9 protein-coding genes (1 of these 9 running past the window's edge) are annotated in these 11,034 nt (G+C 65.9%); 6 read left to right on the top strand and 3 right to left on the bottom strand.

From position 1 onward, the window contains the following. Positions 1-52: 52 nt before the first annotated feature. Entirely contained in the window at positions 53-1,429 is a 1,377-nt protein-coding gene (locus ACTJJX_RS30935) for an L-serine ammonia-lyase (protein WP_003111339.1), read from the bottom strand. Between the two features lie 463 nt (positions 1,430-1,892). Between ACTJJX_RS30935 and ACTJJX_RS30940 the strand changes: the two genes are divergently transcribed. The 3 genes from ACTJJX_RS30940 to choV are packed head-to-tail and all read left to right on the top strand — an operon-like array spanning position 1,893 to position 4,894. After that, complete coding sequence (locus ACTJJX_RS30940) at positions 1,893-2,831, top strand: choline ABC transporter substrate-binding protein (RefSeq protein WP_003104841.1); 939 nt, start codon at positions 1,893-1,895, stop codon at positions 2,829-2,831. Between the two features lie 41 nt (positions 2,832-2,872). After that, a complete protein-coding gene (gene choW, locus ACTJJX_RS30945) occupies positions 2,873-3,712 on the top strand; it encodes a choline ABC transporter permease subunit (protein ID WP_003096692.1) in 840 nt (279 codons plus the stop codon). A gap of 3 nt (positions 3,713-3,715) precedes the next feature. Beyond that, entirely contained in the window at positions 3,716-4,894 is a 1,179-nt protein-coding gene (gene choV, locus ACTJJX_RS30950; protein WP_003096690.1) for a choline ABC transporter ATP-binding protein, read from the top strand. Positions 4,895-5,111: 217 nt separating this feature from the next. Here choV and ACTJJX_RS30955 read toward each other — a convergent pair whose 3' ends face one another. After that, the gene (locus ACTJJX_RS30955; protein ID WP_003104844.1) at positions 5,112-6,662 is read right to left on the bottom strand and encodes a BCCT family transporter; all 1,551 of its coding nucleotides are present in this window, start codon (positions 6,660-6,662) and stop codon (positions 5,112-5,114) included. Between the two features lie 332 nt (positions 6,663-6,994). On the opposite strand from ACTJJX_RS30955, the gene betI reads away from it, so the two are divergent. The 3 genes from betI (at position 6,995) to betA (ending at position 10,942) form a co-directional block, all read left to right on the top strand. Next, positions 6,995-7,588 (top strand): transcriptional regulator BetI, encoded by a 594-nt coding sequence (betI, locus tag ACTJJX_RS30960; RefSeq protein ID WP_003096684.1) that lies wholly within the window; start codon positions 6,995-6,997, stop codon positions 7,586-7,588. Between the two features lie 60 nt (positions 7,589-7,648). Further along, complete coding sequence (gene betB / locus ACTJJX_RS30965) at positions 7,649-9,121, top strand: betaine-aldehyde dehydrogenase (protein WP_003121323.1); 1,473 nt, start codon at positions 7,649-7,651, stop codon at positions 9,119-9,121. Between the two features lie 135 nt (positions 9,122-9,256). Next, a complete protein-coding gene (gene betA / locus ACTJJX_RS30970) occupies positions 9,257-10,942 on the top strand; it encodes a choline dehydrogenase (RefSeq protein WP_015649841.1) in 1,686 nt (561 codons plus the stop codon). A 45-nt stretch (positions 10,943-10,987) separates the two neighbouring features. On the opposite strand, the gene ACTJJX_RS30975 is transcribed toward betA, so the two are convergent. Continuing rightward, positions 10,988-11,034, bottom strand: the 3' end of a protein-coding gene (locus tag ACTJJX_RS30975) for an acyl-CoA thioesterase (protein WP_003096677.1). 358 nt of this gene lie beyond the right edge of the window; the window shows 47 of its 405 coding nt (coding positions 359-405); its start codon lies off the right edge, out of view; its stop codon occupies positions 10,988-10,990.

Genomic DNA, 11,034 nt, shown 5'->3' on the forward strand with positions numbered 1-11,034 from the left:
CGTCATATGCGCCAAAAAGTGGCGTCTCGATCGTTTCGTGAGCAATTCCGGTTCAGCACTCGATGGCGTTCACCGCCAGGCCCCCGCGCGAGGTTTCCTTGTACTTGTCGTGCATGTCGGCACCGGTGTCGCGCATGGTGCGGATCACCTTGTCCAGCGAGATGAAATGCTGGCCGTCGCCGCGCAAGGCCATTTGCGCCGCGTTGATGGCCTTCACCGCGGCGATCGCGTTGCGCTCGATACAGGGCACCTGGACCAGCCCGCCGACCGGGTCGCAGGTCAGCCCGAGGTTGTGCTCCAGGCCGATCTCGGCGGCGTTCTCGACCTGCGCCGGGGTGGCGCCGAGGACTTCCGCCAGTCCGGCGGCGGCCATCGCGCAGGCCGAGCCGACCTCGCCCTGGCAGCCGACCTCGGCGCCGGAGATCGAGGCGTTCTTCTTGCACAGGATGCCCACCGCGGCGGCGGCCAGCAGGTAGTCGACGACGTCGCGGTCCTGGGCGTCGGGATTGAACTTCATATAGTAGTGCAGCACCGCCGGGATGATCCCCGCCGCGCCGTTGGTGGGCGCGGTGACCATGCGCCCGCCGGCGGCGTTCTCCTCGTTCACCGCCAGGGCGAACAGGTTGACCCATTCCATGGCGCTGAGGGTCGAGCCGATCACGTTGGGCTTGCCGATCTCCTGCAGGTTGCGGTGCAGGCGCGCGGCGCGGCGTTGCACGTTGAGCCCGCCGGGAAGGATGCCTTCGTTGCGCAACCCGTTGTCGACGCAATCGCGCATCGCCTGCCAGATGCGCCGCAGGCCTTCGCGGATGTCGGTCTCGCTGCGCCAGATGCGTTCGTTGGCCAGCATCAGCTCGGATACCCGCAGGTTGTGGCGCTTGCACAGCAGCAACAGTTCCTCGGCGCTGGAGAAGTCGTAGGGCAGCACCGTGTGGTCCTGGTCGAGCTGTCCCGAGGCGGCCTGTGCCGCATCGACCACGAAGCCGCCACCCACCGAGTAGTAGGTCTCCTGGTGCAGTTCGCCTTGCTCGCCGTAGGCGACCAGGGTCATGGCGTTGGGGTGGTAGGGCAGGTTCTCGTCGAGCAGGCGCATGTCGCGCACCCAGTCGAACGGTACCGCCACGCGGCCGTCCAGTTGCAGCAGGCCGCTATCGAGCAGCGCGGCCATGCGTGGGGCGATCTGGGTCGGGTCGATACGATCCGGCCATTCGCCCATCAGGCCCATGATCACCGCGCGATCGGTGCCGTGGCCGACGCCGGTGGCGGACAGCGAGCCATACAGGCGCACTTCGAGACGCCGCACCGCCGACAGCGCCTGGCGTTGGCGCAGGGCAGCGGTGAACAGCGCGGCGGCGCGCATGGGGCCGACGGTATGCGAACTGGACGGGCCGATACCGATCTTGAAAAGGTCGAACACACTGATAGCCATGCCGGCCTCCGGGATTGCCGCGGCATCCGTGCCTGCGTAGTGGGGGTGGCGGCTCCTCCGCCCGCGATTCCTGCGCATCATCGGGCTTTCCCCGGGGCGGGCCGCATCCGCCACCGACCCGGCCATGTCCAAAAGCGCCGCGTCCGCGCCCGGATCGGGGAACCTCTGCGGCCGAGGGGCGTCTGCACCTGCACGGCGTCGGAATGAGAACGGGCTCGCGCCGCTCCGAAAACGGCATCCGCTGGTCGCCGGCAAAGACCACTATGATTGAATGCGACACAGCGGGTACTGAATGCGACCCCGCCTGCACTGGTTGCGACCCACCCTGTAGGCGACGGATGCGTCCTGTTTCATGATCGTTCACGAATTGCCCGCTGAGGGCCGCTACCGGTCGGCCCGATACAGACAGACCGCCGCGCCCTTCGGGGTAGCGCCGGCGCCTTACCCTGCAGAGGAGTTCGCTATGAAAGGTTGCAAGTCTTGGCTGCTGGCCGTGTCTCTGTGCGCACCGCTGGCAGCCCAGGCCGCGGAGCCCGAATCCTGTGCGTCGGTGCGTTTCGCCGACGTCGGCTGGACCGACATCACAGTGACCACTGCGGTCACCCGCCAGGTCCTCGAGTCCCTCGGCTACAAGACCAAGGTCAATCTGCTCTCGGTGCCGGTGACCTACCGCTCCCTGGCCAACAACGACCTCGACGTATTCCTGGGCAACTGGATGCCCACCATGACCAACGACATCAAGCAGTACGCCGAGAAAGGTACGGTCGAGACACTGCGCGCCAACCTGGAGGGCGCCAAGTACACCCTGGCGGTTCCCCAGTACGTCTACGACGGCGGCCTGCGCAGCTTCGCCGATATCGCGAAGTTCTCCGACAAGCTGGGCAACAAGATCTACGGCATCGAGCCGGGCAACGACGGCAACCGCGTCGCCCAGAGCATGATCGACAAGAACGCCTTCGAACTGGGCAAGTTCAAGTTGGTGGAATCCAGCGAGGCGGGCATGCTCTCGCAGGTGCAGCGGGCCATCCGGCGCAACCAGTGGGTGGTGTTCCTCGGCTGGGAGCCGCACCCCATGAATACCCGCTTCCAGATGAAGTACCTGGAAGGCGGCGACGACTTCTTCGGCCCCAACTATGGCGGCGCGACCATCTACACCAACGTGCGCAAGGGCTACGCCCAGGAGTGCGCCAACGTCGGCCAACTGCTGAAGAACCTCAGCTTCACCCTCGAGATGGAGAACAAGCTGATGGACGCGGTACTCAACGAAAACAAGAAACCCGAGGAAGCCGCTAAGGCCTGGTTGAAGGATCACCCGGAACAGCTGGATGCCTGGCTGGCCGGTGTCACCACCCGCGACGGGCAGCCTGCCGCAGCCGCGGCCAAGCTGGCGTTCGCCAAGTAGGCGACCGGTCGTTCATTTCCCGCTCTTGATGGACCCTGATTATGTTCCTGACTGATCACAAGCTCCCGCTGGGAGAGCAGATCGCCGGTTTCGTCGACTGGCTGACCCTGCATGGCGCATCGTTCTTCGACAAGATCTCCGACACCCTTGAGTTCCTCATCCATGGCGTCACCAACGGCTTGCTCTGGTTCAACCCGCTGGTGCTGATCGCCTTGCTGGTAGGGCTGGTGCATTTCATCCAGCGCAGCTGGGGGCTGACCGTGTTCGCCCTGGCCTCGTTGCTGCTGATCCTCAACCTGGGCTACTGGCAGGAGACCATGGAAACCCTCGCCCAGGTGATATTCGCCACCCTGGTGTGCATCGCCGTAGGCGTGCCGCTGGGCATCGTCGCCGCGCACAAGCCGTGGTTCTACACCGCGCTGCGGCCGCTGCTGGACCTGATGCAGACGGTGCCGACCTTCGTCTACCTGATCCCGACCCTGACCCTGTTCGGTCTCGGCGTGGTGCCGGGCCTGATCTCCACGGTGATCTTCGCCGTCGCCGCGCCAATCCGCCTGACCTGCCTGGGTATCCAGGACGTTCCGGCGGAGCTGCTCGACGCCGGCAAGGCCTTCGGCTGCTCGCGCTGGCAACTGCTGACGCGCATCGAGCTGCCGCACGCGATGCCGAGCATCGCCGCCGGCATCACCCAATGCATCATGCTCTCCCTGTCGATGGTGGTGATCGCCGCGCTGGTCGGCGCCGATGGCCTCGGCAAGCCGGTGGTGAACGCGCTGAACACCGCCGACATCTCCCTCGGCTTCGAAGCCGGCCTGGCCATCGTCCTGCTCGCCATCCTGCTCGACCGGGTGTGCAAGCAGCGCGCCGTGAAGGGGAAATAAGCCATGACCGCGATCCGATTCGACCATGTGGACGTCATCTTCGGCACCCACACCAAGGAAGCCCTGAAGCTCCTCGACCAGGGCCTCGGCCGCGCCGAGATCCTCAAGCGCACCGGCCAGGTGCTCGGCGTCGAGGACGCCTGCCTGGACGTCAACCGCGGCGAGATCTGCGTGCTGATGGGACTTTCCGGCTCCGGCAAGTCGAGCCTGCTGCGCTGCATCAACGGCCTGAACAAGGTCAGCCGCGGCAAGCTGCTGATCGAGCACGAAGGTTCGCAGGTGGACATCGCCAACTGCTCGCCGGCGACCCTCAAGGCCATGCGTACCAAGCGCATCGCCATGGTGTTCCAGAAGTTCGCCCTGATGCCCTGGCTGACGGTGGCCGAGAACGTCGGCTTCGGCCTGGAGATGCAGGGCCGCCCGGCCGCCGAGCGGAAGAAGCTGATCGACGAGAAGCTCGAGCTGGTCGGTCTCTCGCAGTGGCGCGACAAGCGTCCCGACTCGCTCTCCGGCGGCATGCAGCAGCGCGTCGGCCTGGCTCGCGCGCTGGCGATGGATGGCGACATCCTGCTGATGGACGAACCGTTCTCGGCCCTCGACCCGCTGATCCGCCAGCAATTGCAGGACGAACTGCTGGTGCTGCAACGGCAACTGCACAAGACCATCGTGTTCGTCAGCCACGACCTCGACGAGGCGCTGAAGATCGGCACCCGCATCGCGATCATGAAGGACGGCCGGATCATCCAGCACGGCAAGCCGGAAGAGATCGTGCTGAGCCCCGCGGACGACTACGTGCGTACCTTCGTCGCCCATACCAACCCGCTCAACGTGCTGTGCGGCCAGAGCCTGATGCGTGGCCTCGACCAGTGCATCCGGCAGAACGACGAGATCTGCTTCGACCAGGGCCGCGACTGCTGGATCGGTCTCAGCGAAGGCGACGTGCTCAAGGGCGCGCGCCAGGGCAGCAACGTCATCGACCTGCAACGCTGGCGCCAGGGCGATCCGGTGGAGAAGCTGCGCCGCGAACCGACCCTGGTGGATGTCAGCATCCGTATGCGCGATGCCCTGCAGATTCGCTACCAGACCGGCCACAAGCTGGTCCTTCAGGAGCAGGACAGGGTGGTCGGGGTGCTCGGCGACAGCGAGCTGTACCACGCGCTGCTGGGCAAGAACCTCGGCTGATCCCCCTCGGCCCGCTCGGGGCCGCTGCGAATGCCCGGCGCTGCCGGGCATTCGCGTTTACCCTCCGCGCTTTTTCCGCCTGCTCTTCCTGTCCCACACTTCCGCGCGCCGGTTCCTGCGGCATGCGCCGGGCGCCGGGTGGCAGAAAAGAAAGGCCCGGCGAAACGCCGGGCCAAGTACGCACCTGATTGGCAAGGGCGCCCTAGCGGCGCCAGGTTCAGGTCTGGGGCTGGGTTGGCGCCGGCACCGGCTGGTAGGTGCGGCGGTCGCCGACCTGGGCCTCGTAGTCGGCGCGCATGGCCTTGTGCAGGCCGAACATGAACAGGATCAGCACCGCCGAGAACGGCAGCCCGGCGAGCACCACGACGGTTTGCATCGCCGTGAAGTTGCCGGCGAACAGCAGGCCGATGGTGACTAGCGTGACGACGGCCGACCAGAGGATACGCAGCCAGTTCGGCGCGTCCTCGTCCAGCTCGCCGCCGCTGCGCGAGAGATTGGCCAGCATCACCGAGCCGGAATCCGCCGGGGTGAGGAACAGCACGAAGCCGACGAAGATCGACAGGCCGATGACGATCTTCGACAGCGGATAGTGTTCCAGCAGCAGGTAGATCGACATCGACGGCTGTTCCAGCGCGGCCTTGCCCAGGTCGGTCGCGCCGTGGTTCATCACCAGGTCCAGGGCGCTGTTGCCGAATACCGACAGCCAGGCCAGGGTGAAGCCCAGCGGGATCAGCAGCACCCCGCAGACCAGTTCGCGCACGCTGCGACCGCGGGAGATGCGGGCGATGAACATACCGACGAAGGGCGCCCAGGAAATCCACCAGGCCCAGTAGAACAGGGTCCACAGGCCCAGCCATTCCTCGCTCTTGCCGGCGCCGGCACCGGTGTAGACGTAGAGGTCGAAGGTCTTCAGCACCAGGCCGTCGAGATAGTCGCCGAGGTTCTGTACGAAGCCGTTGAGCAGTTCCAGGGTCGAACCGCAGACCAGCACGAACAGCAGCAGCGAGCTGAACAGCACGATATTCAGGTTGGACAGCCGGCGGATGCCTTTCTCGACACCGGAGACCGCCGCCAGGGTGGCGACCAGGCTCATCGCCAGGATCACCGCCAGCAGGGTGCCTTTGCTGTGCGGCATGCCGGTCAGGTACTCGAGACCGGACGACACCTGCAAGGCGCCGATGCCCAGGTTGGTCACCAGCCCGAGAAGGGTGACGAAGATGCCGAAGCAATCCACCGCGTGGCCCGCGGCGCCTTTCACCCAGCGCTCGCCGAGGATCGGATAGAGCGCCGAGCGCAACGCCAGCGGCTGGCGATGGCGGTAGGCGAAATAACCGACGGCGAGGCCGACCAGGGCATAGATCGCCCAACCGTGCAGGCCCCAGTGGAGGAAGGTCAGTTGCAGCGCCTGGCGCGCCGCCTGAGGGCTGCCGGGAACGCCTTCGGGTGGATGGTAGAGGTGGTCGATCGGCTCGGATGCGGCGAAGTAGAGCAGCGAGATGCCGATCCCGGAGGAGAACAGCATGCCGGCCCAGGCGCCGTAGCTGAAGTCCGGCTTTTCATGCTCCTCGCCGAGCTTGAGGGTGCCGAAGCGCGAGAAGGCCACCCAGGCGACGAAGAACAGGTAGGCGCCGATGGCCAGCATGTAGTACCAGCCGAAGCTGTGCGACAGCCACGCCTGGATGCGGCCGAGCAAGGCTCCGGCGCTGTCGGGATAGAGGATGAGGGCGGCGGTCAGAACCAGGATCAGTGCGGTCGAGCCGAAGAACACGATCGGATTCAGACGTACCTGCTCGTTTGTTTTTATTGGCGAAGCAGTACTCATTGGAGGATGACCCCATGGCAGTGAAAGCATGGCGGCTTATGGCCGCGGACTACAGACACAGCATTGCCACCCCACTTGAAGCCCGGATTCTGCGATCCTTGGCGGACTTCGGCGACGAGGTGATGAACGGCGCGGGCCAGGTTGCACGCAGGCTGGGAGCCGCTCATGGACGCCGAGCTTATTCTTAGTTGATTGAACGTTCAATAAAAACAAAATAGACTGGCCACCAATGACGTCGGTCGGTGCCCGCACGCACCCATCGACGAGAGGAGATAGCAATGCCCAAGGTCGGTATGCAGCCCATCCGCCGCTCGCAACTGATTCACGCCACCCTGGAGGCGGTCGATCAGGTCGGCATGGGAGACGCCAGCATCGCCCTGATAGCCCGCCTGGCGGGTGTTTCCAACGGCATCATCAGCCACTACTTCCAGGACAAGAACGGCTTGCTGGAAGCGACCATGCGGCACCTGCTCAGCGCCTTGAGCAAGGCCGTACGCGAACGCCGCGCGGCGCTCTACGACGACAGTCCGAGGGCGCACCTGCGAGCGATCGTCGAAGGCAACTTCGACGACAGCCAGGTCAATGGTCCGGCGATGAAGACCTGGCTGGCGTTCTGGGCGACCAGCATGCACCAGCCGGCACTGCGTCGATTGCAGCGGGTCAACGACCATCGCCTGTATTCGAACCTGTGCTACCAGTTCCGCCGCCAGCTCTCGGCGGACGACGCCCGCGCCGCGGCACGCGGCCTGGCGGCCCTGATCGACGGCCTGTGGTTGCGTGGCGCGCTGACCGGCGACGCCTTCGATACCGACGAGGCCCTGAACATCGCTTACGACTACCTCGACCAGCAGTTGGCAAAACAGTCGGGGTAGGGACGAAAACCCCCGCGGCGCCGCCTTGCGCCTGCGATACCGATAAGAGAGGACTGCAACATGGCCCGATTCGAAGAACAGAAGCTCTACATTGGCGGTCGCTACGTGGAGGCCAGCAGTGGCGCCACCTTCGAGACCATCAACCCGGCCAACGGCGAAGTGCTCGCCAAGGTCCAGCGGGCTTCCAGGGAAGACGTCGAGCGGGCCGTGCAGAGCGCCGTCGAGGGGCAGAAGGTGTGGGCGGCGATGACCGCCATGCAGCGCTCGCGCATCCTCCGTCGCGCCGTCGACATCCTCCGCGAGCGCAACGACGAACTGGCCGCCCTGGAAACCCTGGATACCGGCAAGCCGCTGGCGGAAACCCGCTCGGTGGACATCGTCACCGGCGCCGACGTGCTCGAGTACTACGCCGGCCTGGTCCCGGCCATCGAAGGCGAGCAGATTCCCCTGCGCGAAACCAGCTTCGTCTACACCCGCCGCGAGCCGCTGGGCGTGGTCGCCGGCATTGGCGCCTGGAACTACCCGGTGCAGATCGCCCTGTGGAAATCCGCCCCGGCCCTCGCTGCCGGCAACGCGATGATCTTCAAGCCCAGCGAAGTCACCCCGCTGACGGCCCTCAAGCTGGCCGAGATCTACACCGAGGCCGGCGTGCCGGACGGCGTGTTCAACGTGCTCACCGGCAGCGGACGCGAAGTCGGCCAGTGGCTGACCGAGCACCCGCTGATCGAGAAGATCTCCTTCACCGGTGGCACCTCCACCGGCAAGAAAGTCATGGCCAGCGCTTCCAGCTCGTCGCTGAAGGAAGTGACCATGGAGCTGGGCGGCAAGTCCCCGCTGATCATCTTCCCCGACGCAGACCTCGACCGCGCCGCCGACATCGCCGTCATGGCCAACTTCTTCAGCTCCGGCCAGGTCTGCACCAACGGCACCCGGGTGTTCATCCACCGTTCCCAGCAGGCCCGCTTCGAAGCCAAGGTACTGGAGCGCGTGCAGCGCATCCGTCTCGGCGACCCGCAGGACGAGAACACCAACTTCGGCCCGCTGGTCAGCTTCCCGCACATGGAAAGCGTGCTCGGCTACATCGAGTCCGGCAAGGCGCAGAAGGCTCGCCTGCTGTGCGGCGGCGAGCGTGTGACCGATGGAGCGTTCGGCAATGGCGCCTACGTCGCGCCGACCGTGTTCACCGATTGCAGCGACGACATGACCATCGTCCGCGAGGAAATCTTCGGCCCGGTGATGAGCATCCTGGTCTATGACGACGAAGACGAGGCGATCCGCCGCGCCAACGATACCGAGTACGGCCTCGCCGCCGGCGTCGTGACCCAGGACCTGGCCCGCGCCCACCGCGCCATCCATCGCCTGGAAGCCGGCATCTGCTGGATCAATACCTGGGGCGAGTCGCCGGCGGAAATGCCGGTCGGCGGTTACAAGCAATCCGGTGTCGGTCGCGAGAACGGTCTCACCACCCTGGCTCATTACACTCGCATCAAGTCCGTGCAAGTGGAGCTGGGCGACTACGCCTCGGTGTTCTGAGCCTCGACGCAGCGCTCGAACCCCTAACCAGGCCGGTCCCAGGCAACGCTCCCTGACACCGGCCATTCCGAACTTCCAGACACCGGCGCGCCAGCGTCGCGGCCGGTGTCATGCCGAGAAAAGAGGAAGGCCTGCATGTCCCAGGAATTCGACTACATCATCATCGGAGCCGGCTCTGCCGGTAACGTACTCGCTACCCGCCTCACCGAAGATGCCGACGTCAGCGTCCTGCTGCTCGAAGCCGGCGGTCCCGACTACCGCTTCGACTTCCGCACCCAGATGCCGGCGGCCCTTGCCTTCCCGCTGCAGGGGCGGCGCTACAACTGGGCCTACGAGACCGACCCCGAGCCCTACATGAACAACCGCCGCATGGAGTGCGGTCGCGGCAAGGGCCTGGGCGGCTCCTCGCTGATCAACGGCATGTGCTACATCCGCGGCAACGCCCTGGACTTCGACGGCTGGGCCAAGGAGCCGGGCCTCGAGGACTGGAGCTACCTCGACTGCCTGCCGTACTTCCGCAAGGCGGAAACCCGGGACATCGGCCCCAACGACTACCATGGCGGCGACGGCCCGGTCAGCGTGACCACGCCGAAGGCCGGCAACAACCCACTGTTCCATGCGATGGTCGAGGCCGGCGTGCAGGCCGGCTACCCGCGAACCGATGACCTCAACGGTTACCAGCAGGAAGGCTTCGGCCCCATGGACCGGACCGTCACCCCGGAGGGCCGTCGCGCCGCCACCGGGCGCGGCTACCTGGACCAGGCCCGCGGCCGGCCCAACCTGACCATCGTCACCCACGCCCTGAGCGACCGCATCCTGTTCAGCGGCAAGCGCGCCATCGGCGTCTCCTACCTGGTGGGCAACGGCGACAACCCGGTCACCGCCCACGCCCGCCGCGAAGTATTGGTGTGCAGCGGCGCGATCGCCTCGCCGCAATTGCTGCAACGCTCCGGCGTCGGCCCGGCGGCCCTGCTGCGCGACCTGGACATCCCGGTGGTGCATGACCTGCCGGGCGTCGGCGCCAACCTGCAGGATCACCTGGAACTCTACCTGCAGTACGCCTGCAAGCAGCCGGTGTCGATCTACCCGGCGACCAAATGGTGGAACCAGCCTGCCATCGGTGCCCAGTGGCTGTTCCTCGGCAAGGGCCTCGGCGCCAGCAACCAGTTCGAGGCTGGCGGCTTCATCCGAACCCGCGAAGCGTTCGAATGGCCGAACATCCAGTTCCATTTCCTCCCGGTGGCGATCAACTACAATGGCAGCAAGGGCGTGCAGGAGCACGGTTTCCAGGCGCACATGGGCTCGATGCGCTCGCCGAGCCGCGGGCGCATCCACCTGAAATCCAGGGACCCGCGCCAGCATCCGAGCATCCTGTTCAACTACATGTCCCACGAGCAGGACTGGCAGGAGTTCCGCGACGGCATCCGGCTGACCCGCGAGATCATGAACCAGCCGGCGCTGGACCCCTATCGGGGCCGCGAGTTGAGCCCTGGGGTGAGCGTGCAGTCGGACGCCGAACTCGACGAGTTCATCCGCAACCATGCTGAGACCGCTTTCCACCCATCCTGCTCGTGCAAGATGGGCAGCGACGACATGGCGGTGGTCGATGGCCAGGGACGGGTCCATGGCATGGAAGGACTGCGAGTGGTGGATGCGTCGATCATGCCGCTGATCATCACCGGCAACCTCAATGCCACCACCATCATGATGGCCGAGAAGATCGCCGACAGGATCCGCGGTCGCCAGCCGCTGCCGCGCAGCACGGTGAAGTACTACGTGGCCGGGGATGCGCCGGTACGCGGCAACCCCGTGCGGGCCTGAGGAACGCGCAAACAAGAACGCCGGCGATAGCCGGCGTTCCTGCGTCTAGCCCCGGCGTGGCGGGACCGGGCGGGTGCGCCCGCTGCCATCGA

This window comes from Pseudomonas sp. 22490, from assembly GCF_052044465.1.
Lineage (GTDB): Bacteria > Pseudomonadota > Gammaproteobacteria > Pseudomonadales > Pseudomonadaceae > Pseudomonas > Pseudomonas aeruginosa.

Excerpts from the sequence above, each read along its gene's own strand:
- ACTJJX_RS30935 (WP_003111339.1), bottom strand. The coding sequence starts at position 1,429 with ATGGCTATCAGTGTGTTCGACCTTTTCAAGATCGGTATCGGCCCGTCC.
- ACTJJX_RS30940 (WP_003104841.1), top strand. The coding sequence starts at position 1,893 with ATGAAAGGTTGCAAGTCTTGGCTGCTGGCCGTGTCTCTGTGCGCACCG.
- choW (WP_003096692.1), top strand. The coding sequence starts at position 2,873 with ATGTTCCTGACTGATCACAAGCTCCCGCTGGGAGAGCAGATCGCCGGT.
- choV (WP_003096690.1), top strand. The coding sequence starts at position 3,716 with ATGACCGCGATCCGATTCGACCATGTGGACGTCATCTTCGGCACCCAC.
- betI (WP_003096684.1), top strand. The coding sequence starts at position 6,995 with ATGCCCAAGGTCGGTATGCAGCCCATCCGCCGCTCGCAACTGATTCAC.
- betB (WP_003121323.1), top strand. The coding sequence starts at position 7,649 with ATGGCCCGATTCGAAGAACAGAAGCTCTACATTGGCGGTCGCTACGTG.
- betA (WP_015649841.1), top strand. The coding sequence starts at position 9,257 with ATGTCCCAGGAATTCGACTACATCATCATCGGAGCCGGCTCTGCCGGT.